At 69.0% G+C, this 21,604-nt stretch carries 23 protein-coding genes; 18 read left to right on the forward strand and 5 right to left on the reverse strand.

The annotated features are described in order from the left end of the window. Positions 1–58: 58 nt before the first annotated feature. From AC3XYG_RS35275 to AC3XYG_RS35285, 3 genes are read left to right on the forward strand one after another with little or no spacing between them, the layout of a single operon-like run. On the forward strand, positions 59–721 hold the full coding sequence (locus AC3XYG_RS35275; RefSeq protein WP_489144566.1) for a MotA/TolQ/ExbB proton channel family protein: 663 nt from the start codon (positions 59–61) through the stop codon (positions 719–721). Next, the gene (gene tolR, locus AC3XYG_RS35280) at positions 721–1,209 is read left to right on the forward strand and encodes a protein TolR (protein ID WP_489144567.1); all 489 of its coding nucleotides are present in this window, start codon (positions 721–723) and stop codon (positions 1,207–1,209) included. The genes AC3XYG_RS35275 and tolR overlap by 1 nt, the downstream gene beginning before the upstream one ends. Beyond that, positions 1,206–2,102 (forward strand): TonB family protein, encoded by an 897-nt coding sequence (locus tag AC3XYG_RS35285; protein WP_489144568.1) that lies wholly within the window; start codon positions 1,206–1,208, stop codon positions 2,100–2,102. The genes tolR and AC3XYG_RS35285 overlap by 4 nt, the downstream gene beginning before the upstream one ends. A gap of 52 nt (positions 2,103–2,154) precedes the next feature. On the opposite strand, the gene mobA is transcribed toward AC3XYG_RS35285, so the two are convergent. Both mobA and AC3XYG_RS35295 read right to left on the reverse strand, forming a co-directional pair. Further along, positions 2,155–2,787 carry a molybdenum cofactor guanylyltransferase MobA gene (mobA, locus tag AC3XYG_RS35290; RefSeq protein ID WP_489144569.1) on the reverse strand — a complete coding sequence of 211 codons (633 nt, stop codon included), beginning with the start codon at positions 2,785–2,787 and terminating at the stop codon, positions 2,155–2,157. Continuing rightward, entirely contained in the window at positions 2,784–3,560 is a 777-nt protein-coding gene (locus tag AC3XYG_RS35295) for a hypothetical protein (RefSeq protein ID WP_489144570.1), read from the reverse strand. The genes mobA and AC3XYG_RS35295 overlap by 4 nt, the downstream gene beginning before the upstream one ends. An 85-nt stretch (positions 3,561–3,645) precedes the next feature. Between AC3XYG_RS35295 and moaA the strand changes: the two genes are divergently transcribed. Further along, on the forward strand, positions 3,646–4,683 hold the full coding sequence (gene moaA / locus AC3XYG_RS35300; RefSeq protein WP_489144571.1) for a GTP 3',8-cyclase MoaA: 1,038 nt from the start codon (positions 3,646–3,648) through the stop codon (positions 4,681–4,683). Here the strand turns inward: moaA and AC3XYG_RS35305 are convergent, their stop codons facing one another. Then, complete coding sequence (locus AC3XYG_RS35305) at positions 4,684–4,908, reverse strand: hypothetical protein (protein ID WP_489144572.1); 225 nt, start codon at positions 4,906–4,908, stop codon at positions 4,684–4,686. 53 nt (positions 4,909–4,961) lie between these two features. Here AC3XYG_RS35305 and AC3XYG_RS35310 point away from each other — a divergent pair, with 53 nt between their 5' ends. The 4 genes from AC3XYG_RS35310 to AC3XYG_RS35325 all read left to right on the forward strand — a co-directional run bounded on the left by AC3XYG_RS35310 (position 4,962) and on the right by AC3XYG_RS35325 (position 9,374). Beyond that, positions 4,962–5,750: an NAD kinase gene (locus AC3XYG_RS35310; RefSeq protein WP_489144573.1), complete on the forward strand. Its 789-nt coding sequence runs from the start codon at positions 4,962–4,964 to the stop codon at positions 5,748–5,750. A gap of 114 nt (positions 5,751–5,864) precedes the next feature. Continuing rightward, positions 5,865–7,793, forward strand: a complete 1,929-nt coding sequence (locus AC3XYG_RS35315) for a M10 family metallopeptidase C-terminal domain-containing protein (RefSeq protein ID WP_489144574.1) — start codon at positions 5,865–5,867, stop codon at positions 7,791–7,793. 127 nt (positions 7,794–7,920) lie between these two features. Continuing rightward, positions 7,921–8,931: an SPFH domain-containing protein gene (locus AC3XYG_RS35320; protein ID WP_489144575.1), complete on the forward strand. Its 1,011-nt coding sequence runs from the start codon at positions 7,921–7,923 to the stop codon at positions 8,929–8,931. After that, entirely contained in the window at positions 8,928–9,374 is a 447-nt protein-coding gene (locus AC3XYG_RS35325; protein WP_489144576.1) for an NfeD family protein, read from the forward strand. The genes AC3XYG_RS35320 and AC3XYG_RS35325 overlap by 4 nt, the downstream gene beginning before the upstream one ends. A gap of 212 nt (positions 9,375–9,586) precedes the next feature. Here the strand turns inward: AC3XYG_RS35325 and AC3XYG_RS35330 are convergent, their stop codons facing one another. Together AC3XYG_RS35330 and epmA are read right to left on the reverse strand one after the other, a co-directional pair. After that, positions 9,587–10,531: an alpha/beta hydrolase gene (locus tag AC3XYG_RS35330; RefSeq protein ID WP_489144577.1), complete on the reverse strand. Its 945-nt coding sequence runs from the start codon at positions 10,529–10,531 to the stop codon at positions 9,587–9,589. Positions 10,532–10,637: 106 nt separating this feature from the next. Beyond that, a complete protein-coding gene (gene epmA, locus AC3XYG_RS35335; RefSeq protein ID WP_489144578.1) occupies positions 10,638–11,735 on the reverse strand; it encodes an EF-P lysine aminoacylase EpmA in 1,098 nt (365 codons plus the stop codon). 201 nt (positions 11,736–11,936) lie between these two features. Between epmA and efp the strand changes: the two genes are divergently transcribed. The 10 genes from efp to AC3XYG_RS35385 form a co-directional block, all read left to right on the forward strand. Beyond that, positions 11,937–12,503: an elongation factor P gene (gene efp / locus AC3XYG_RS35340; protein ID WP_489144579.1), complete on the forward strand. Its 567-nt coding sequence runs from the start codon at positions 11,937–11,939 to the stop codon at positions 12,501–12,503. Positions 12,504–12,512: 9 nt separating this feature from the next. Beyond that, positions 12,513–13,343, forward strand: coding sequence for an inositol monophosphatase family protein (locus tag AC3XYG_RS35345; RefSeq protein ID WP_489144580.1), 831 nt, complete (start codon positions 12,513–12,515; stop codon positions 13,341–13,343). A gap of 129 nt (positions 13,344–13,472) precedes the next feature. Further along, the gene (locus AC3XYG_RS35350) at positions 13,473–14,141 is read left to right on the forward strand and encodes an OmpA family protein (RefSeq protein ID WP_489144581.1); all 669 of its coding nucleotides are present in this window, start codon (positions 13,473–13,475) and stop codon (positions 14,139–14,141) included. Between the two features lie 10 nt (positions 14,142–14,151). Beyond that, entirely contained in the window at positions 14,152–15,366 is a 1,215-nt protein-coding gene (locus AC3XYG_RS35355; RefSeq protein WP_489144582.1) for a flagellar motor protein MotA, read from the forward strand. 11 nt (positions 15,367–15,377) lie between these two features. After that, positions 15,378–16,982, forward strand: coding sequence for a peptidoglycan -binding protein (locus AC3XYG_RS35360; protein ID WP_489144583.1), 1,605 nt, complete (start codon positions 15,378–15,380; stop codon positions 16,980–16,982). 93 nt (positions 16,983–17,075) lie between these two features. Then, positions 17,076–17,705 (forward strand): acyloxyacyl hydrolase, encoded by a 630-nt coding sequence (locus tag AC3XYG_RS35365; RefSeq protein ID WP_489144584.1) that lies wholly within the window; start codon positions 17,076–17,078, stop codon positions 17,703–17,705. A gap of 117 nt (positions 17,706–17,822) precedes the next feature. Next, entirely contained in the window at positions 17,823–18,854 is a 1,032-nt protein-coding gene (locus AC3XYG_RS35370) for a 2-aminoethylphosphonate ABC transporter substrate-binding protein (RefSeq protein WP_489144585.1), read from the forward strand. Beyond that, positions 18,854–20,011 carry an ABC transporter ATP-binding protein gene (locus AC3XYG_RS35375; RefSeq protein ID WP_489144586.1) on the forward strand — a complete coding sequence of 386 codons (1,158 nt, stop codon included), beginning with the start codon at positions 18,854–18,856 and terminating at the stop codon, positions 20,009–20,011. Before AC3XYG_RS35370 ends, AC3XYG_RS35375 begins: the two co-directional genes overlap by 1 nt. Beyond that, complete coding sequence (locus AC3XYG_RS35380; protein WP_489144587.1) at positions 20,008–20,886, forward strand: 2-aminoethylphosphonate ABC transporter permease subunit; 879 nt, start codon at positions 20,008–20,010, stop codon at positions 20,884–20,886. Before AC3XYG_RS35375 ends, AC3XYG_RS35380 begins: the two co-directional genes overlap by 4 nt. Continuing rightward, positions 20,870–21,604 (forward strand): ABC transporter permease subunit (locus tag AC3XYG_RS35385; RefSeq protein WP_489144588.1); only part of this gene is annotated, 735 nt, incomplete at its 3' end. The genes AC3XYG_RS35380 and AC3XYG_RS35385, both read left to right, overlap by 17 nt.

Consider the following 21,604-nt stretch of genomic DNA (forward strand, 5'->3'; position numbering starts at 1 on the left):
ATCGGGTGCAGACGCGGTCGCGCCTGCCCGTCGCCCTGATGCGCTGAGGAGCCCCGCGATGACGCACGATCTCTCGATCATCACCCTGGTGCAGCAGGCCGACATCATCGTCCAGGCCGTGCTGGCGCTGCTGATCCTGGCTTCGGTCGGCTGCTGGGGCATCATCATCGACAAGCTGTTCACCATCGGCCGGCTGCGCCGCGCCGCGGCCGCCCTGCGCCGCCGGATGGACACCGAGCATGAGGTCGATCTGGTGCCGGCCGACCCGGCCCGGCCGGTGGTCGAGGCCGGGCTGGCCCAGTGGCGCGCGGTCGATGCCGAGGAAAGCCGGTCGGAATACCGCGAGCGGATCGAACGCGCGATGCGCCGTGCCTCAAGCGAGGTGGTGCGCCGGCGCGAGCTCGGCCTGCCCTTCCTGGCCACCATCGGTTCGGCGGCACCCTTCGTCGGCCTGTTCGGCACGGTGTGGGGCATCATGAACAGCTTCACTTCGATCGCCAGTTCGCAGGACACCAGCCTCGCCGTCGTCGCCCCCGGCATCGCCGAGGCGCTGTTCGCCACCGCGATCGGCCTGGTCGCCGCGATTCCGGCCGTCATGGCCTACAACAAGTTCTCGACCGACCTGCGCCGGGTGAACCAGACCTTCGGCACCGCGATCGGGCTGATGGCCGAGCACCTGTCCGGCAGCCGCCGCGCCACACGGCGCCAGGCGGCCGAGTAATGGCCGGCGCGCTGCTCGATTCCGACGACGGCGAGGACTACGCGCCGCTGGCGGAAATCAATGTGACGCCGATGGTCGACGTCATGCTGGTGCTGCTGATCATCTTCATGGTCGCGGCCCCCCTGATGATGGTCGGGGTGCCGGTCGACCTGCCGAAGACCAGCGCCGACAAGGTCGGCCAACCGCAGAAGCCGGTGATCGTCACCGTCGACAAGACGGGCGCGCTGTCGCTCAGCGACGGCCAGGTGCTGACCACGGAGACGGCGCCGGCGGCGCTGCAGGCGGCGGCCAAGGCCAATCCGGGGTCGGTGGTCTATGTCCGCGGCGACAAGGACGTGCCCTATGGCCGCGTGATGGAGGTGATGGGCGCCGTCGGCCAGGCCGGCTTCGCCCGCGTCTCGCTGATCGCCCAGGGCGCGCCGGCCGCAGCCCCCGGCGCCGGTGCAGCGCCTGCCGCCACCCCGGGCGCCGCACCCGCCACGCCATGAGCCGTTTGCGAATTTCCGGCCGCGGCATCGCCTATGCCGTGTCGGGGCTGCTCCATGCCGGCGTCATCGTCGCCCTGATCCCGAGCCTGGTCGGCGAGGCCGCGGCGCCGACGCCGAGCGACACACCGATGGCGGTCGACATGGCCGCCTTCGGCGATGCCGCCATGAGTTCGCCCGACAGCGTTCCGGTCGAATCGACCGAGACGACGCAGCCGGTCGAGGAAGCCCAGGCCCAGCCGGTCGACCCGGCCCAGCCCGTGAATCCGACAGTTACGCCGATGACCGAGCCGCCGCCCCCGGCCGACACCGCCGTGCCCGAGGCCGCGGAGATCCAGCCGCCGGACGAGGCGCCGGTGGCCAGCGCGCTCGAAGCCGTCACCACGACGGCGCAGACCGATGCCGTCGTCGCCGCCGTCCCGGATGCGGTCACGGCCGAGGAGCCCGAACTGGTGCAGCCGCCGCCGAAGCGGCCCGACCCGCCGCGCCGCACCGAACGCCGGCCGCCACGGGTGCAGCCGCAGCGCACCGAGCCGACCCCCGAGACCCAGACCGCCGCCCTGCCGCCGGCCCAGCCGGCCGCGCCGCCGCCTTCTGCTGCGGCATCGGCCGCCGCAGGGCAACGCGCGAGCTATGTCTCGCAATTGCAAGGCTATCTGAACAACCGCTTCCGCAACATGAATTCGACGGTGCGGGAACAGATCATCATCAAAGTCACGGTGACCATCGAAACCGACGGCAGCCTGAGCTCGATCGACTTGATCCAGTCCTCCGGGTCATCAAACGTCGATAGTGAACTGTTGCGGCGGATTCGGGCCGCGTCACCGGTTCCGGCACCGCCCGAACGCATGGCGAACTACACCTTCCCCTTCCTGCTTCGGCCATCCTCCAACTGATCCGTCTGTCACCAGGGGGCCGCGGTGCTGCAGCCACGGGCCACCTCCCCGATCAGCCGAGGTCCGGATGCCGGGCCAGCAGCCGTTCCGCCTCGGCCAGATCGTCCGGCGTGTTGCTGTTGAGGAACGGATCGACCGGGTCGCAGGCGAAATCGACCACGGCGGTGGAATGCCGGCCGATCCAGCGCTCGACCTTGCGGATATCCTCCATGACCAGCGCCCGGCGCAGATCGGCGCGCAGCGCCACCGGCCACAGCGCCACCACCGGGTGGGTGCGGCCGCCCGAGGCCGCGACTGCGATCTCAACCCCCTGCCCGCGCCGCGCCGCCGCCAGCCGCGCCACCAGGTCGCGCGGGATGAACGGCGCATCGCAGGGGAAGCTGGCAACCAGCTCGATCTCCGGCCGCGTCGCCGCCGCCCAGTCAAGCACGGCCAGGATGCCGGCCAGCGGCCCGGCCGCACCAGGCACGTCGTCGGGGACCACCGGCAGGCCCCAACGGTCGAAGCGGGTGGGGTCGCCATTGGCATTCAGGCACAGCGCCACCACCTGGGGCGCCGCCCGGGCGATCACCCGGTCGAGCATGGGGACGCCGGCCAGCGGCCGCAGCCCCTTGTCGCCGCCGCCCATGCGCCGGGCCAGGCCACCGGCCAGGATCGCGCCGAGCACCGGCGCGGCCTGGCTCACCCGGCGACCAGGGTGACGACCAGGACCACGACGATGACGCCGAACACCAGGATCGGCAGGGCCCCGCTGGGCCGCTCGATGGTGCGGACGACGGACGGGCCACCGGCACGGTGGACCGTGACCGCGCTGTCCCGCATGCGCTGCACGACAGTGGAGGTGACGGTGGCGGATGTGAATCGCGCCGGTTTCGCCGTCGCTGCCGACCGCGCCACGGCCGCGCTGGCCGAGGCGGCCCGGGTCGCCGTCCGCGCATCGGCCCGCGCGCCTGCCTGCTGGACGCCTGCCTGCCGCGATGTCGCCTGGCGCAGGGCGGTGGCGATCGTCATGGCAGCCCCACCGGTCATCATCATCGCCGGCCGACGTCCCCTGGACCGCATCATGAACAGGCCGACCAGCACGAGCAGCACCGCGATGCCACCCGATTCCAGCTGGTTGCTCCAGATCGCCAGCGGGTCGTTCAGCACCGCCTTGTCCTGCTGCTGCGGGTCGATCAGCACCGTGATGCGGTCGCCGGACGGGGGCGTCGTGGCCAGGCCGGTGTCAAGGGCGGCATAGACGGCGCGCAGGGCGCCCATGCGCACCACGGTCTCGGCCCCGGCCAGGGCCGGCATCGACTGTCCCAGCTTCGCCCCGGCTTCGCGCGGCAGCACCAGCGCGTCGATCTCGACCGCGGCCTGGCGCCATTGCTCGCGATCCCACGCATCCGCGGCGGCACCGAACAGGAGAAAGGCGCCGACCAGGAGCAGCACCACACCGATAAGCTTCCGGATCATCAGGCCCTGCTGTCACGTCTCGGATTACAAAGAAGCATACGCCTTCGCCGAAGGGCATCCTATATTGGCATATATGACGATCCAGATGCCGACGCCCCTGATCGATCCATCGCCCGCCTCCAGCGCCCCGCTGGTGGATCCGTTCGGGCGCGCCATCCGCTACCTCCGGGTCTCGGTCACGGATCGCTGCGACTTCCGCTGCGTCTACTGCATGTCGGAGGAGATGACGTTCCTGCCGAAGGCGGAACTGCTGACGCTGGAAGAGCTGGACAGGCTGTGCAGCGCCTTCATCCGCTATGGCGTCGGCAAGCTGCGGCTGACCGGCGGCGAGCCGCTGGTCCGGCGCGATGTCATGTCCCTGATTCGCCGCCTGTCGCGCCACCTCGGCACCGGCGCGCTGGAAGAGCTGACGCTGACCACCAACGGCAGCCAGCTCGCCCGCCATGCCGCGGAGCTGGCCGCGTGCGGCGTCCGCCGGATCAATGTCAGCCTCGACACGCTCGACCCCGCAAAATTCCTGGCGATCACCCGCTGGGGCAAGTTCGACAAGGTGATGGACGGCATCACCGCGGCCAAGGCCGCGGGCATTCAAATCAAGATCAACGCCGTGGCGCTGAAGGGCGTGAACGACGACGAATTCGACACGATGATCCGCTGGTGCGGCGAGAACGGCCACGACCTGACGCTGATCGAAGTGATGCCGATGGGGGACATCGGCGGCGAGACCCGGCTGGACCAGTACCTGCCCCTGTCCCAGGTGCGGGCCAATCTTGCACAGCGCTGGACGCTGACCGAGACCGATTACCAGACCGGCGGGCCGGCGCGGTATGTCCGGGTCGAGGAGACGGGCGGGCGGCTGGGCTTCATCACGCCGCTGACCCATAATTTCTGTGAAAGCTGCAACCGGGTGCGGCTGACCTGCACCGGCACCCTCTATATGTGTCTCGGCCAGGACGACGCCGCCGACCTGCGCGCACCGCTGCGAGCGGATCCGACGGACACCGCGCTGGAGACCGCGATCCGCGACGCGATCACCCGCAAGCCGAAGGGCCACGACTTCTTCATCGACCGCCGCCATATGCAGCCGGCCGTGGCCCGCCATATGAGCGTGACCGGCGGCTGATCAACTCAGCGCCATCATCAGGATGGTGCCCGACAGCGCTGTGCCGCCCGCCACCACCGCGAAGTCGAGGCCGGCGTGCCAGAGCAGCGCGGCCGTGACGACGAATATCCCCACCAGAGTCGGAATCATCCCCAAATCCTCCCTCATGGCCATCGTTCCCTTGATGGGTCGCTTGATGGCCTGATCACTCTCCGCCCTGTGCCGTGAAGTCACCGTGAACGGCATATTCACGCTTCTGGGCTGGACCGGATTTGCGCATCGACTACAGTCCCCGGGCTATGACCCGCATCACTGCCCCCTCCTCACCGCCCCGCCTGGCGATCGTCGCCGCCGATACGGCCGAGGCGCTGGCCGCCCAGGCGCGCCTGGTCGCGCGCTGGGGCCAGCATCCGCCGGCGGAGGCGGATGCGATCGTCGCCCTGGGTGGCGACGGCTTCCTGCTGGAAACGCTGCACCGCTGCGTCGAGCGCGGGCGGCCGATCTTCGGCATGAACTGCGGTTCGGTCGGCTTCCTGCTGAACGATTTCCACGAGGAAGACCTGCCCGAGCGCGTGGCGGCAGCCCGCACCGTGCTGCTGCATCCGCTGCGGATGCGGGCGACCACGGCGGACGGCACGGTGCATGAGGCGCTGGGCATCAACGAGGTGTCGGTGCTGCGCCAGACCCGGCAGACGGCGAAGCTGCGAATCACCATCGACGGCATCGAGCGGATGTCGGAGCTGATCTGCGATGGTGCCATCGTCTCGACCCCCGCCGGCAGAACCGCCTACAACCTGTCGGCGCATGGCCCGATCATCCCGCTCGGCGCCGGCATCCTGGCGCTGACGCCGATCAGTGCTTTCCGGCCGCGGCGCTGGCGCGGGGCGCTGCTGCCGCACAAGGCGAAGATGGTCCTCGATATCCTCGAAGTGACGAAGCGCCCGGTCAGCGCCGTGGCCGATTCGACCGAGGTGCGCGACGTGATCCGGGTCGAGATCGCCGAGGCCCGCGACGTGTCGCTGACCCTGCTGTTCGACCCCGGCAAGACGCTGGAGGAGCGGATCCTCAAGGAACAGTTCGAGCCCTGATCCGGCCGGTGTATACTTCGCCACAGTGGATCCGTATTGCGATTGATCGTTGTTCAATCCCGCCGCCTCCATGGGGAGATTTCACGCGCGGGGATTTCGATCGGGAGGCAACGCGTGGCGCCGACGAATTCGTCCTTCCAGGGCTATGTCGACTATCTCAAGACCGGCTATTGGCTGTGGTCCCAGGGGCACGACTACAAGCTGGCCGACCTGGATGTCGCGGTCGATCTCCGCGGCCTCGAGGACAATCCGGCCCAGCTCGCCGCGGCGCGGTTGGCGATGCAGCAATGGTCGAGCGTCGTCCCGGTCACCTTCCGGGAGGTGACTGATGGCGCCGACATCATCTTCGAGAACATCGCCCCTGGCGCCTTCTTCACGGCCGGGTCGAAGCTGCTGAACATCGGCCAGGGCTTCTGGGGTGGCGATTTCAGGGCCGGCGGCTACGGCTTCCAGGCTTTCCTGCATGAGATCGGCCATGCCCTCGGCCTCGGCCATGGCGGCCCCTACAACACCGGCGGCGACTACTGGACCGATGCGATCTTCACCAAGGATTGCTGGCCCTATTCGGTGATGTCGTATTTCTCCGGCGCCGATGCCGGCTTCGGCAGCAGCTATTTCACGTCCACGCCGATGGCCGCCGACATCGCCGCGATCCTGCAGAAGTATCTGCCGCCCGGGACCGTTGTCGCCCTGAACACCGGTGACGACGTCTATGGCTTCGGCGGCAAGCCCGGCTATCGTCTGGACAACGAGGCGCTGGGCAATTGCGGCTTCACCATCCACGACACCGGCGGCTACGACTTGCTGGATCTGTCGGGGTCGCTCTACGGCAGCCAGATCGATCTGCGCCCCGGCACCTTCTCCAGCACCAATGCCCGCGGCAACAACATCTACATCTATCCCGGTGCCGATTCCGCCGCGATCGAGGAGGCGCGGGGGTCGGGATTCGACGACCGCATCACCGGCAATGGCGGCGACAACCGCCTGCTCGGGCAGACCGGCAACGACGTCCTGCGCGGCGGTGCCGGCGCGGATACGCTGATCGGCGGTGACGGCCAGGACCAGGCGAATTACGAGACCTCAGCGGCGGGGGTGACGATCGATCTCGCCCGCGGCACGGCGTCCGGCGGCGATGCCACGGGCGACCGGCTGAGCAGCATCGAGATCGTGGTCGGCTCCGGCCATGCCGACCGGCTGACGGGCGATGGCGGGCGCAATGCGCTCTACGGCAATTCCGGGGACGACATCCTGGTCGGTGCCGGCGGTGACGACCGGCTGGTCGGCGCGGCCGGGACGGATCGCGCCTCCGGTGACGGCGGCAATGATTCGATCGATGGCGGCGACGGAAACGATGCCCTCTCCGGCGGAACCAACAACGACGCTCTCTTCGGTGGCACCGGGGCAGACACGCTCGACGGCGACGATGGTGACGACACCCTGGATGGCGGCGCGGGAGCCGACCGGCTCCGCGGCGGCGCCGGCACCGACACCGCCTCCTATGCCGCCGCTCCCATCGGCGTGACCGTCGACCTCGCCGCCGGGCGGGGCACGGTCGGCGATGCGGCGGGCGATACGCTGGAGGGGATCGAACGGCTGGAAGGCTCCACCCTGGCCGACATCCTGCTCGGCGACGCGGGCGCGAATCGGCTAGCTGGGAACCATGGCAACGACGTGCTGCGCGGCGGCGGTGGCGGCGACATCCTGGCCGGCGGCGGCCATGCCGACCGCTTCGTCTATATCGCCGCCGGCGACAGCGTGGCCGCGGCGCCGGGCCGCGACATCATCCTCGATTTCTGGTCCGGCGAAGGCGACCGGATCGACCTGCGGGTGATCGATGCCGACGGCAAAGCCGCCAATGGCGACACCGCCTTCACCTTCCGCGCCGGCGGCTTCACCGGCGCCGGTGCGGAGCTGCTCGTCGTCACCACTGCGACGCCGCACCTGTTCGTGGTGCAGGCGGATATCGACGGCGACCGCAGGGCCGACCTCACGATCAGCGTCTATGTGATCCAGGATCTCGGCGCCGCCGAATTCCTGATGTAGTGCCCGGTTCGCCCCGCTGCGCTTGCGGCTGCGATTCCGCCACAAAGACGTGGTGAAATAATGCATCCGGTCCTATGGCCCGGTATGGCACACTGCCGCCAAGTCGCCACAACGAGCGAAACGCACTATGTCCTTCACCCCGGTCACGATCATCGTCCTCGCCATCCTGGTCCTGGCGGTCCTCGTCATCTTCATGGGGGTGAAGTCGGTGCCGCAGGGCCGCGAATGGACGGTGGAGCGGTTCGGCCGCTACACCCGCACCCTGCGCCCCGGCCTGAATCTGATCGTGCCCTTCGTCGACCAGATCGGCGCCAAGCTGTCGATGATGGAGACGGTGCTGGAGGTGCCGCAGCAGGAGATCATCACCCGCGACAACGCCATGGTGACGGTCGACGGCGTGATCTTCTACCAGGTGCTGGATGCGGCTAAGGCGGCCTATGAGGTCGGCAGCCTCGAAACCGCGATCATCAACCTGACCATGACCAACATCCGCACGGTGATGGGGTCGATGGACCTGGACGAGCTGCTGTCCAACCGCGACCAGATCAACGTCCGGCTGATGAAGGTGGTCGACGACGCGACCGAGCCCTGGGGCGTCAAGGTCACCCGCATCGAGATCCGCGACATCACCCCGCCGCGCGACCTGGTCGAGAGCATGGGCCGGCAGATGAAGGCCGAGCGCGACCGCCGCGCCACCATCCTGGAGGCCGAAGGCACCCGGCAGGCGCAGATCCTGCGCGCCGAAGGCCTGAAGCAGGCGGCGATCCTGGAAGCCGAAGGCCGGCGCGAGGCGGCGTTCCGCGATGCCGAGGCGCGGGAGCGGTCGGCCGAGGCCGAGGCCAAGGCGACCGGCATGGTCAGCGAGGCCATCGCCAATGGCAGCGTGCAGGCGCTCAACTACTTCGTCGCCACCAAATACGTCGATTCGCTGAAGGCGATGGCCAGCGCCCCGAACCACAAGGTGCTGTTCCTGCCGCTCGACGCCGCCAATGTGATCGGCGCCATCGGCGGCATCGCCGAGATCGCCAAGGAAGCCTTCGGTGGCCGTGACGGGGCCGCGCAGCCGCTGCCGCGCCGGCAGGCGGAGCCGCCGGCCGCCCCCGCCCCCGGCACCGGGCCGTGGAACCCGTCTTCATGATCATCGACGGCCCGGAATTCTGGTGGTGGTGGATCGGCGCCGTCGTGCTGCTGATCCTGGAAGTGCTGATGCCGGCCACCTTCTTCCTGTGGCTCGCCGTCTCGGCCGCCAACGTCGGCGGCCTGTCCTGGCTGATTCCCGGGCTGGGCATCGAAGGCCAGGTGCTGATCTTCGCAGTGCTGGCGGTGGCGACCGTGGTGGCCTGGCGGGTCTATCTGAAGCCGCGGACCGAGGCCAGCGACCAGCCGACGCTCAACCGCCGCGGCGAGCAGTATATCGGCCGCGTCGTGACGCTGACCGAGCCGATCGCCAACGGCATCGGCCGCATCCGGGTCGGCGAGACGACCTGGGGCGCCGAGGGCCCGGACCTGCCGGCCGGCACCCGTATCCGCATCGCCGGCGTGACCGGCACCCGGTTCAGGGTCGAGCGGGACGTGGAATGAAGCTCATGCAGAGCTTTAGGATTAATTTATAAGCTATTGTTAATATTAGAATATTTTCACAGAATCTGTCATGCCCGGACTTGATCCGGGCATCCAGAGACTGTCGACATCTCCTGGATTGCCGAGTCAAGCCCGGCAATGACAACGGAGAGGCCGGGCCATTGGAGCCGGACTGGCGACAATAGAACAGCGGAGACGGCCACCAGCCCCTTTCACACCCCCCGCAGCGCCTCGTCGATCGCGGCGATGTGCGGCAGGCCGGCGGGGATCAGGTGGGTCAGGGCGTTGAAGGCGTGGATCATGCCGGCGGCCATGACATAGGTCACCGGGATCTTCGCCTCCTTCAGCTTGCGGGCGTAGACCCGGGCCTCGTCGCGCAGCGGGTCGCATTCCGCCGCCAGCACGAAGGTCTTGGGCAGCCGCGGCGGTATCGGATGCAGGATCGGCGAGGCCAGCGGATGGTCGGCCCGTTCGTCGGCCCCGAGATAGCACTGCCGGAACCATTCGAGATCGGGCCGGTCGAGGCCGTAGCCGTCGCCATAGTCCAGCACCGAATGCTGGCTCATGGTCATGTCGAGCCAGGGGCACAGCAGATAGGTCAGGGCGATGCGCGGCCCGTTCTCGGTCGCCGCCAGCCGGCTGATCGCGGCGGCCAGGCCGCCGCCGGCGCTGGTGCCGCCGACCATCAGCCGCCGCGGGTCGCCGCCGAAATGTGCAGCGTGGTGCGTGGTCCACAGCAGCGCGTCATAGGCATCGTCGATCGCCGCGGGGAACGGATGGTCCGGCCCCAGCCGATAGCTGGCCGAGATCACCAGCGCCGGCGTGTTGGCGGCGATCCGCCGGGCCTCGTCCTCGCTCTCGTCAACCCCGCCCAGGACATAGCCGCCGCCGTGAAAATACAGCGCCACCGGCAGCGGCCCGGTCCCGGCCCCCTTCGGCCGCAGGATGCGCACCCGGCGCGGCCCGGCCCGGCCCTCGAACTCGTAATCCTCGACCAGGTCCATCTCCGGCAGCGGCGGCATCCGCGACAGCCGCAGCTGGCTGAACATCGCCTTGGCCCGGTCGGGCCCGACATCGGCCCAGCTCTGGATACTCGTCTCCTCCCGCCAGCGTTCCACCGCCGCCAGATACGCTTCGCAGTCGGGATGCAAGATCATCAGCTACTCCGGATCGACGGCACGGCCTTTCGGACGCCCGGCCAGAACGTTCGGCGCCCAGTCATCGTTCCGATGACGCTACCGTGAGGTCATCGTTCCGATGACATCATCGGGCAGTCATCGTTCCGATGACGGGGGCCCACAGCACATCGTCGATGTGGTCGGCCCCGGTCGCGAGCATCACCAGGCGGTCGAAGCCTAGCGCGATCCCGCTGCAATCGGGAAGGCCGCCGCCGCGGTCGGGGTCGAGCGCCGCCAGGAAATCCTCGTCGATCGGATAGCGGACGCCATAGAGCTGCTGCTTCAGCTCCATGTCGGCCTCGAACCGGGCCTGCTGCGCCGCGGCGTCCGTCAGTTCGCCGAAGGCGTTGGCCAGCTCCAGCCCGCCGACATAGAGCTCGAACCGCTCCGCGGTGCGCGGGTCGGCCGGGTTGGGCCGCGACAGCGCCGCCATCGACAGGGGATAGTCTGTCAGCACGCAGGGGCTGCCGAGACCCAGGCGAGGCTCGATCCGCTCCAGGAAGACGCGGAAGAACAGGTCGTCCCAGCGGTCGCCATCATGCGCCGGGATGCCGATCGCGGTGGTCGCGGCGTTCAGGAGGGCGAGATCCGGGGCCAGCGGGTCGGGCGCCGTCGCCAGCAGGTCGATGCCGGTGAACTCCAGGAACGCCTGCTGCACCGTCAGCACCCGCCATTCGGCAAAGGGATCGCACTCCTGGCCGCGCCACGACAGCCGGTCCCGGCCAGCAGCGCGCGCCGCGGCCTGGAACAGCGCCTTGCAATCGTCGATCAGCACCCGGTAGCCCTCCCCGGCCCGGTACCACTCGATCATGCTGAATTCCGGATGATGGGTGGCGGAGCGCTCGGCGTTGCGGAAGACATGGCTGAGCTGGAAGATCCGCTCCAGCCCGGCGGCCAGCAGCTTCTTCATCGCGAATTCGGGGCTGGTGTGCAGGTAAAGCTGCTGCGCGTCGTCCGGATGCGGCCCGCGCAATTCGGTCGCGAAGGCGACCAGATGCGGCTCCAGCCCCGGCGACACCTGCAGGGCCGGGGTGTCGACCTCCAGGAAGCCGCGCTCGGCAAAGACCTGCCGCACCGCCGCCGTGATCCGGGCCCTGGCCTCGAGATAAGGCCGCTTGCGGGCATAGACGCCGCTCTGCCACCAGCGGCCCCGCAATCCCCGAATGCCCGATTCCGTCGCCATGTCGTCACCTGATCCTGCTATCGACCCTTCGATAGCAGGTCATGCCGGCCGGCGCACCGCCGCACATCCGCCGGATTCCCGCCGACTCGACGTTGCCCTTCACCGGACTTGCTGCTAGGGTCCGCGCCCATCGCGCCGCCCTGTCGTGCCGCCCCGGCGCGCCAGTGGGGCGCGACACGCATTTCTGTCAGAAGATCCGCCATGAAGGTCAACGCCATCACGATCCGGCCGGGCAATGTCCTCGAGCACGAGGGCAAGCTTATGCTCGTGACCAAGATCGAGATCATCCAGCCGGGCAAGGGCAACGCCATCATCCAGGTCGAGATGAAGGACGCCCGCACCGGCACCAAGACGCAGCAGCGTTTCCGCACACAGGAAACGGTGGAGCGCGCCCGTCTCGACGAACACGAGATGCAGTTCCTGTACCAGGAAGGCGATCACTTCACCTTCATGGACAATGAGAACTTCGAGCAGTTGCAGGTCCCGACCGACATCGTCGGCGAACCGGCCCGCTTCCTGCAGGAAGGCATGGTCTGCACCATCACCGTTCACGAAGGCTCGCCGCTGTCGGTCGAGCTGCCGCAGACCGTCACCGTGACTATCGCCGAGGCCGACCCGGTGGTGAAGGGGCAAACCGCCTCTTCCTCCTACAAGCCGGCCCTGCTGGAGAACGGCGTGCGCGTGATGGTGCCGCCGCACATCGCCTCGGGCATCCGGATCGTCGTCAACACGGCCGACGGCACCTATCTTGAGCGCGCGAAGGACTGATTTCCCCTTATGGCCGGACGTTCCCCTCTCATTACCGTCATGATCCGCGCGGCCCAGAAGGCCGGGCGCGGCCTCACCCGAGATTTCGGCGAGGTCGAGAATCTTCAGGTCAGCCGCAAGGGCCCGGCCGATTTCGTGTCGGCCGCCGACCTCAAGGCTGAGGCGACGCTGCGCGAGGAGCTGACCCGCGCGCGGCCGCGCTTCGGCTGGCTGATGGAGGAAAGCGGCGGCGTCGAGGGTGAGGACAAGGACCGGCGCTGGATCGTCGACCCGCTCGACGGCACCACCAACTTCCTGCACGGCATCCCGCATTTCGCGATCTCGCTGGCGCTGGAGCAGGAAGGCGTGCCGGTCGCCGGCGTCATCTACAATCCGGTGACGGACGAGTTGTACTGGGCGGAAAAGGGCGTCGGCGCCTATCTCAACGACCGGCGCCTGCGCGTCTCCAGCCGCTCGCACCTGGCCGATGCCCTGATCGGCACCGGCATGCCGTTCAAGGGCCGCGGCGACAGCGTCGCCTTCCAGCGCGAACTGCAGATGATCATGCCGCATGTCTCCGGCATCCGCCGGATGGGAGCTGCGGCGCTGGATTTGGCCTATGTCGCGGCCGGCCGTTTCGACGGCTTCTGGGAAACCTCCCTGAACCCGTGGGATGTCGCCGCCGGCATCGTGCTGATCCAGGAGGCGGGCGGCTTCATCACCGGCATCGACGGCAAGAGCCCGGCCCTGAACGCCGAGACCATCGTCGCCGGCAATGCCCTGATGCACAAGACGCTGGCCATGGCGATCACCAAGTCCCGGGCGCCGCGGGCACCGAAGGCTGCCGCCGCCGCGTCGTAATCCTGCTTGGCGATTGTTTCGGCCACCTCCGCTAGGCTATGGTCCGCCCCGTCCCGAGCGGGTGTATGATCGATGTTCCGTAGTGCTGTGAGGTTCGGCTTGTTCAATCGGCGACAGACCGACCGGCGGATGCGTTTCCGCGCGGCGATCCTGGTGGTTCCGGCCGCCCTGCTGCTGGGTGCCGTTCCGGCATCGGCGCAGGATGCGACCGGGGCCGATGGCGACCTGCCACTCGACACCCACATCCTGACCCGCGGGCAGGCCGCGCCGCCCCGACCGCTGCCGGTGCCGACCTCTGCCGGCCCCGCGGCAGGGCCGATCCCGTTCCTGGAGCCGGCCGACTCCGGTATCCCGTCCCTGCCCGGCCTGCCGGATGCGCCGCAATCCTACGACGCCGACGTCACGGTGAAGGGCGGCGGCTTCGCCAACACCAACGTCAAGGTGACCGCCGACCAAGCCATGGCGCCCAGCGACACGGTCGGGCTGGTGGCCGGCACGGGCTTCCGCATCCGCTTCGCCCCCGGCGCCGACGAGATGGACAACACGGCCGGCGACCTGCTGGCCGGCCTGTCCGAACGGCTGGTGGCGAATGCCGCGAGTCAGATCGAGATCCGGGCCTATGCCGGCGCCAAGCCGGATCCCGCCAATGCCCGCCGCATCTCGCTCAGCCGCGCGCTCAACATCCGCGCCTTCCTGATCGATCGCGGCATCGACAGCAAGCGCATCGCCCTGCGCGCGCTCGGCAACACCTCGTCGGCCGACCAGCCGGCGGATCGTGTCGACCTGCGGATCCAGTGAAGGCCCTCTGATGTCGATCACCGCCGTGGCGTCCCGTCCGTCTGCCTCGATGCGTGCCACGATGTCGAGCCCGCGGCGGTATCTCATCCGGATGACGATCTTCGTCATCGTCGTCGCCATCGTCGCCGCCGTGCTGGCGCCCGGCGTCTCCTCCGCCTTCCTGTCCAATCCGGCGCTGAACAGCGTGATCCTGTGCGCCACGCTGTTCGGCATCGTCTTCTGCTTCCGCGCCGTGCTGAATCTGGAACCCGACATCCGCTGGATCGGCGCCTATCTGGCGCAGCGCAACGGCAGCCGGACCCCGGCGCCGCAGCCCCGGCTGCTGGCCCCGATCGCCCGGGTGATCGGCGAACAACAAGGCGAACTCAGCCTGTCGCCGCTGGCCCTGCGCTCGCTGCTCGACGGCGTCGGCGCCCGGCTGAGCGAAAGCCGCGAGATCTCGCGCTACCTGATCGGCCTGCTGATCTTCCTCGGCCTGCTCGGCACCTTCTGGGGCCTGCTGGAGACCGTGCGGTCGGCCAGCGGCGTCATCGCCGGGCTGAACATGGAGGCGACCGACATCGGCGCCGCCTTCGCCAGCCTGAAGCATGGCCTCGAAGCCCCGCTGCAGGGCATGGGCACGGCGTTCAGCGCCTCGCTGTTCGGCCTGTCGGGTTCGCTCGCGCTCGGCTTCCTTGAGCTGCAGGCCAGCCAGGCGCAGAACCGCTTCTACAACGAGCTGGAAGACTGGCTGTCCGCCAACACCCGGCTGTCGGCCGGTCCGCGCGAGGGCGGCCCCGAATTCGAGATCTCGGAATCGGTCTTCCCGGCCTATGTCGAATCGGTGGTGGCGCAGACCGCGGAAAACCTCGAAGCGCTGCGCCGGCTGACGGTCCAGGCCGAGGAGGAGCGCCGCGGCCAGGGCGGCGTGCTCGGCGCCGTCGCCAACCAGCTGGCCTCGATCGACGACCACCTGCAGGGCCAGCAGGCGCTGACCGCGCGGCTGGCCGACGGGCAGGCGGCGACCGCCGCCGTCCTCACCCGCCTCGCCGCCGTGCTGGAGACCGACCGCTTCGGCATGGATGAGCCGACGCGGCAGCACATCCGCAGCCTGGACACCACGGTGCGGCGGATGATCGAGGAGATCTCGACCGGCCGGATCCAGCTGTCCGGCGAGGTCCGGGGCGAGATCAAGCTGCTGGCCCGCACCATCGCCGCGCTGGCGGAAGGGCCGGAGGCGCGCTGACGCCGATGGCAATGCGCGGTCGACATCCCTTCGGCGAACGACGCGAGATCGACGTCTGGCCCGGCTGGGTCGACGCGCTGTCGTCGCTGCTGATGGTTGTCATCTTCCTGCTGATGGTGTTCCTGGTCTCGCAATTCTACCTGTCGACCCTGGTCAGCGGCCGCGACCAGACGGTCAGCCGGCTGAACCGCCAGGTGTCCGACCTGACCGACCGGCTGGCGCTGGAACAGGAAAGCGGCCACGACCTGAAGACCCGGGTCGACCGCCTGTCCACCGATCTCGATGCCGGCGCCCGCGAGCGCACCGATCTCGGCAACCGGCTGGCAGCGGCCACGCAGGATCGCGACGCCATCGACCAGCAGCTGCGCGCCGCCCTGGCCCAGGTCCAGACCCTGACCGGCGGCACCACCGACCGCGATGCGCAGCTGCAGGAAGCGGCGCGGGTGATCCAGGACAATCAGGCGACGATCGAACGGCAGCGGCGTGAGCTGGCGCAGCAGCAGGCCGACGCCGCCACGCTGCGCACCAGCGGGCAGGACCGCGACCTGACCGTGACCAACCTGTCGACCGCCCTGGCCGCGAGCCGCAAGGAGGCCGACGATCTGGGCGCCACGCTGCAGCAGCGCCAGACGGAGCTGCAGGAACGGCAGGCGGAGCTGCAGCAGCGCCAGACTGAATTGCAGCAGCGCCAGGCGGATGCGGCGGCGCTGACCGCCGAGCTGGACCGGACCCGGACGGCGCGGGACCAGGCGGTGCAGGCCGGCCAGGACCAGGCCAAGGCGCTGGAGGCCCAGATCGGCGACGCCAACAGCCGCGCTGCCGCGTCGCAGAAGGATGTGCAGGACCTGACGGCGCAGGTGGCGCAGCTCAACACCCGCATCGCCGACCTCAGCGGCACGCTGGACCGTGCCACCGCGGCGCTGGCGACCGAGAAATCGACCAGCGACACCGAGCGGCGCAACGGCGCCCAACTGGCGGATGAGGCGGCGGCGCTGCGGCAGCAGTTGTCGCAGATCGAATCGACGCTGCGCGACTCCGAATCCACGGTCACCACCAAGGATCTGGAGATCGCCAACCTGAACTCGCGGCTGAACCAGGCGCTGGTGCGCAAGGTCGACGAACTCGGCCGCTCGCGCTCCGCCTTCTTCGGCAAGCTGCGCGACGTGCTGGGCGACCGGCCGGATGTCCGGGTCGTCGGCGACCGCTTCGTGTTCCAGTCCGAGGTGCTGTTCCCGGTCGGCTCGGCCGACCTGCAGCCGGGCGGTGAGGACCAGCTGGCCGCTTTTGCCGCGACCCTGAAGCGAATCGCCGCCCAGTTCCCGCCCGACGTCGACTGGCTGCTGCGCATCGACGGCCACACCGACCGCCAGCCTATCTCCGGCAATGGCCAGTTCCCCACCAACTGGCAGCTGTCGACCGCCCGCGCCCTGTCGGTGCTCAATTTCCTGGCAAGCCAGGGCATACCGCCGCAGCGCATGGCCGCGGCCGGCTTCGGCGAGTACCAGCCGCTCGACACCGGCACCACGCCGGACGCGTATCGCCGCAACCGGCGGATCGAATTGCGCCTCGACCAGCGCGGCGACAGCACCACGGATGCGGACGCGCCGCCGCAATAAGCCGGGCGAAAAGGATTGCGTCGGCTTTCACGCCCCCGTAATCATCCGCGGACCCCGGGGCGCGCGTCCCGGCAGGAACGTGAAGGGTGTCGAATGAAAAAGCTCCTGACCGGCGTCGCGGCGGCCGCTCTGTTGTTCGGAACCGTGCAATCGGCGCAGGCCGCCAACGTGCCGATCTGGATCGGCATCGGCTCGGCCGCGATCCTGGCTGCCGGCATCCTCGGTGAGACCTCCGATGTCGGCGACATCCACATCGGCTCGGGCAACACCGACCTGCCGCTGTCGCTGACCGTCGGCGCCGGCTACTACAACATCCTGAACGACAAGGGCGACACCAAGGACACCAGCCGTGACGACGGCGGTGCGGGCCTCGGCCGGGTCGAGTTGCGCTTCAACTCGGAATTCCTGCGCATCCGGCCGTTCGTCGGTATCGAAGGCAACACGGATTCCGCGGCCTATGTCTATGGCGGCGGCATGCTTGACGTGCATTTCGGCGAGCACTTCATCCTGTCGCCAAATGCCGCGGTCGGCGCCTATTTCAACGGCGATGGCCGGCGCATGGGCTCGACCCTCGAATTCCGGACCGGCGTCGAAGCCGCGTGGGAATTCGACAACAAGATGCGTGTCGGCGCCGCCTTCCACCACATCTCCAACGCCGGCATCGGCGACATCAATCCGGGTGTGGAAGAGCTGACCTTCAACCTGTCGATCCCGCTGAACTGACGGATTCTGTAGTGTCCAGGGTCGTCACGAAAGTGGCGACCCAAGTGACACAGAAGCTTCACAGAAGGGGTATAGTCTCCCGCGCGCCACGATCCCGTGGATGCGAGAGGTTCCCTTATGACGATCAAGACCCCGGCGATCGCGATCTGCGCGCTCGCGTTGCTCACCGCCGGTCCGGCACTCGCCGCCTCCGACGTGGTCACGGTCTACAGCGCCGACGGCCTGCATGACGGCACGCCGAGCTGGTACGGCGACCAGTTCGACGCCTTCACCAAGGCCACCGGCATCAAGGTGCAGTACATCGAGGCCGGCTCCGGCGTCGTGGTCGACCGCATCGCCAAGGAAAAGTCGAACCCGCAGGCCGACGTCCTGGTCACCCTGCCGCCCTTCATCCAGAACGCGGCCGCCACCGGCCTGCTGGAGCCCTATGCCGCCGCCGGATCCGACAAGATCCCGGCCGCCGAGAAGGGCCCGAAGGACGCGTACCTGCCGCTGGTGAACAACTATCTCAGCTTCATCTACAACGGCTCGACCCTGACCGACGGGCCGAAGACCTTCGCCGACCTGCTGGACGCGAAGTTCAAGGGCAAGATCCAGTATTCGACACCCGGCCAGGCCGGTGACGGCACCGCCGTGATGATCCAGGCCATCCACGCCTTCGGCGGCAAGGATGCGGCGTTCGACTACCTGCAGAAGCTGCAGGACAACAATGTCGGCCCGTCCTCCTCGACCGGCAAGCTGACCGCCCTGGTCAACAAGGGCGAGCTGTTCGTCGCCAATGGCGACCTGCAGATGAACATGTCGCAGATGGCCGACAACCCGAACATCCGGATCTTCTTCCCGGCCGGCAAGGACGGCAAGCGCTCGACCTTCGCCCTGCCCTACTACGTCGCCCTGGTGCATGGCGCGCCGAACAGCGCCAACGGCAAGAAGCTGATCGACTTCCTGCTCAGCCGTGAGTCGCAGGAAAAGGTCAGCGCCGTGGCGATCGGCCTGCCGGTGCGCACCGACGTCAAGCCGACCGACGACAACTACAAGAAGATCGAGCAGGCGATGCAGGGCGTCGAGATCTGGAGCCCGGACTGGAACGCCGTGCTGAAGGACCTGCAGGCCGACGTCGCCCGCTGGCACGAGGTCACCGGCAGCTGATGGCTGTTTACTCCACCACGGCCGACGGCGCGCAGGACGCGCCGTCGGTTTCGGCGGCCGGCGTGATCGCCCAGGCCAGCAACGCCATCCGGTTCGAGGGCGTGACGGTCGCCTATCGCGGCACCGTCGTGCTCGACCACCTGACGCTCGAGGTCCAGCCCGGCGAGATCCTGGCGCTGATCGGCCCGTCCGGCTCGGGCAAGACCACGGCCCTGCGCGCCGTCGCCGGCTTCGTCCGCCCAACCTCCGGCCGCATCCGCATCGGCGATGTCGATGTCACCGACCTGCCGCCCTACAGCCGCGGCATCGGCATGGTGGTGCAGAACTACGCCCTGTTCCCGCATATGCGGGTGACGGAGAACGTCTCCTTCGGCCTGCGCGCCCAAGGTGCATCGCGCGACCTGATCGCCGAGCGGGTGCGCGAATGCCTGCGCATCGTCGGGATGGAAAGCTACGCGCACCGCTACCCGCGCGAGCTCAGCGGCGGCCAGCAGCAGCGCGTAGCCATCGCCCGCGCCCTGGCGATCCAGCCCCGCGTCCTGCTGCTGGACGAACCGCTGTCGGCGCTCGACGCGCAGATCCGGCGGTCGATGGTGGAGGAGCTGGCGCGGCTGCACCGCGACCTGCCCGATCTGACCGTGCTCTACGTCACCCATGACCAGAGCGAGGCCCTGACCCTGGCCGACAGCATCGCGGTGATGCGCGACGGCCGGCTGAACGCCCACGGCCCGACTGGCCACCTCTACCAGACCCCGCCCAACCGCTTCGCCGCCGAATTCCTCGGCCGGGCCAACCTGCTGCCGGTGGTGATCGAAGACGCCGGCTATGCCAACCCGATGGCGCAGGTGAGCATCGGCGGTCTCGTGCTGTCCGCCACGCCCAACCGGTCGCTGGACAAGGGCACGCAGGCGCTGCTGTGCGTCCGCCCGCATGCGCTGTCGCTGTCGCCCCGGCCGGATCACGACAATGTCGTCCCCGCCACGGTGCGCGAGGTGCTGTGGCAGGGCGACCAGCATGTGCTGACGGTCGAGGTCGCCGGCACGGTGCTGCGCGTCGTCTCGGCGCCGCTGCGCCAGCCGCCGGCGATCGGCGGCACGCTGGACCTGCATTTCGCCGCCGCGGATGCCAGCCTGGTGCCCGAGGACGAACGCCGGTGACGATCGCCTCGGACCGCGGGGCCCGCAGCGCGCCCCTGCCCGGCACGAAGGCGCTGTGGGTGGTGCCGCCGCTGCTGGTCGTCGCCGCGCTGTTCGCCTATCCGCTGGCCCTGATCCTGCGCCAGGCGCTGACCGGCGACGGCGATGCGATGAGCCTGTCGCATTTCGCCGAGGTGATCGGCACCCGCGCCTTCCGCAGCGCCCTGGTCAACACCATCGAGATCGCGCTGGCCGCGACGGCCGGCTGCCTGCTGGTCGGGCTGAGCCTGGCCCTGCTGCTGTCCTTCGTGCCGTTCCCCGGCAGCGGCGCCATCGCCCGGCTGGTCGACACCTTCATCGCCCTGCCGACCTTCCTGGTCACGCTGGCCTTCACCTTCCTGTACGGCTCGGCCGGCATGCTGAACGCCAGCCTGGTCGATGTCCTGCACCTTACCGTGCCGCCGGTGGATTTCCTGTATTCGCCCTGGGGCGTGATCCTGGCCGAGATGACGGTGTACAGCCCCTTCGTCATGCGGCCGCTGATGGCCGCCTTCTCGCTGATCGACCGGTCGCAGATCGAGGTGGCGAGCAGCCTGGGTGCCCGCCCCGCCCGGATCGTGCGCGAGGTGATCCTGCCCGCCGCCCTGCCGGCGCTGCTGGCCGGCGGCAGCCTGTGCCTGCTGCTGACCGTCAACGAATTCGGCATCGTGCTGTTCATCGGGGCCAAGGGCGTCATCACCCTGCCGCTGCTGATCTACGACAAGGCGATCCAGGAATTCGACTACACCACCGCCTGCGTCATCGCCGTGATCAATGTCGGCCTGTCCCTGACCCTGTTCGGGTTCTACCGGCTGGCGATCGGCAAGCTGGGGGGCCGCCATGCTCCTGTGGTCTAAGCGCAGCCGGGCCGCGGCCTGGACCCTGACGGTCGCCATCATCGGCGTGCTCTACGCCGCGCCGCTGGCGGTGATCGTGCTGGCCAGCTTCGCCGGGCAATGGAACGGCGTGCTGCCCAGCCTGCCGACCCTCGGCCATTACGGCGACGCCGTCTCCGGCGCCTCGGCCGACCAGATCTGGGCCAGCCTGGTCACCGGCATCGTCGCCAGCCTGGTCGCGCTGGTCGCCGGCACCTGGGCGGCGCTGTCGCTGCGGCCGCTGGCCGGCCGGCTGCGCCGCGTCCTGGACCTGGTGTTCTTCCTGCCGAGCGCGGTGCCGTCGGTCTCGGTCGGCCTCGGCGTGCTGGTCGCCTACAGCCAGCCGCCGGTGCTGCTGAACGGCACGATCCTGATCGTGCTGGTGGTCCATCTCGTGCTGATCTCGGCCTTCGCCTTCAGCAACGTCTCGGCCGGCCTGTCGCGGCTGGCGCCGGAGTTCGAGCAGGTGGCGGAAAGCCTGGGCGCGAAGCCGGGCTTCCGGCTGCGCCACGTCACGCTGCCGCTGCTGATGCCCTATCTGCTGGCCGCCTTCAGCCTGAGCATCGCCCTGTCGATGGGCGAGCTGGGCGCCACCGTGATGGTCTACCCGCCCGGCTGGGTCACGCTGCCGGTCGGCATCTTCGCCCTGACCGACCGCGGCGACATCTTCAACGGCGCGGCGCTGACCATCGTGCTGATC

The organism is Inquilinus sp. (assembly GCF_057815775.1).

Coding starts and splice junctions, on each gene's coding strand:
- AC3XYG_RS35330 (WP_489144577.1), bottom strand. CDS start 10,531: ATGATCTTGCATCCCGACTGCGAAGCGTATCTGGCGGCGGTGGAACGC.
- tolR (WP_489144567.1), top strand. CDS start 721: ATGGCCGGCGCGCTGCTCGATTCCGACGACGGCGAGGACTACGCGCCG.
- epmA (WP_489144578.1), bottom strand. CDS start 11,735: ATGGCGACGGAATCGGGCATTCGGGGATTGCGGGGCCGCTGGTGGCAG.
- AC3XYG_RS35325 (WP_489144576.1), top strand. CDS start 8,928: ATGATCATCGACGGCCCGGAATTCTGGTGGTGGTGGATCGGCGCCGTC.
- AC3XYG_RS35275 (WP_489144566.1), top strand. CDS start 59: ATGACGCACGATCTCTCGATCATCACCCTGGTGCAGCAGGCCGACATC.
- AC3XYG_RS35285 (WP_489144568.1), top strand. CDS start 1,206: ATGAGCCGTTTGCGAATTTCCGGCCGCGGCATCGCCTATGCCGTGTCG.
- AC3XYG_RS35320 (WP_489144575.1), top strand. CDS start 7,921: ATGTCCTTCACCCCGGTCACGATCATCGTCCTCGCCATCCTGGTCCTG.
- AC3XYG_RS35295 (WP_489144570.1), bottom strand. CDS start 3,560: ATGATCCGGAAGCTTATCGGTGTGGTGCTGCTCCTGGTCGGCGCCTTT.
- AC3XYG_RS35310 (WP_489144573.1), top strand. CDS start 4,962: ATGACCCGCATCACTGCCCCCTCCTCACCGCCCCGCCTGGCGATCGTC.
- moaA (WP_489144571.1), top strand. CDS start 3,646: ATGCCGACGCCCCTGATCGATCCATCGCCCGCCTCCAGCGCCCCGCTG.
- AC3XYG_RS35370 (WP_489144585.1), top strand. CDS start 17,823: ATGACGATCAAGACCCCGGCGATCGCGATCTGCGCGCTCGCGTTGCTC.
- AC3XYG_RS35360 (WP_489144583.1), top strand. CDS start 15,378: ATGCGCGGTCGACATCCCTTCGGCGAACGACGCGAGATCGACGTCTGG.
- efp (WP_489144579.1), top strand. CDS start 11,937: ATGAAGGTCAACGCCATCACGATCCGGCCGGGCAATGTCCTCGAGCAC.
- AC3XYG_RS35365 (WP_489144584.1), top strand. CDS start 17,076: ATGAAAAAGCTCCTGACCGGCGTCGCGGCGGCCGCTCTGTTGTTCGGA.
- AC3XYG_RS35345 (WP_489144580.1), top strand. CDS start 12,513: ATGGCCGGACGTTCCCCTCTCATTACCGTCATGATCCGCGCGGCCCAG.
- AC3XYG_RS35350 (WP_489144581.1), top strand. CDS start 13,473: ATGCGTTTCCGCGCGGCGATCCTGGTGGTTCCGGCCGCCCTGCTGCTG.
- AC3XYG_RS35375 (WP_489144586.1), top strand. CDS start 18,854: ATGGCTGTTTACTCCACCACGGCCGACGGCGCGCAGGACGCGCCGTCG.
- AC3XYG_RS35305 (WP_489144572.1), bottom strand. CDS start 4,908: ATGCCGTTCACGGTGACTTCACGGCACAGGGCGGAGAGTGATCAGGCC.
- AC3XYG_RS35355 (WP_489144582.1), top strand. CDS start 14,152: ATGTCGATCACCGCCGTGGCGTCCCGTCCGTCTGCCTCGATGCGTGCC.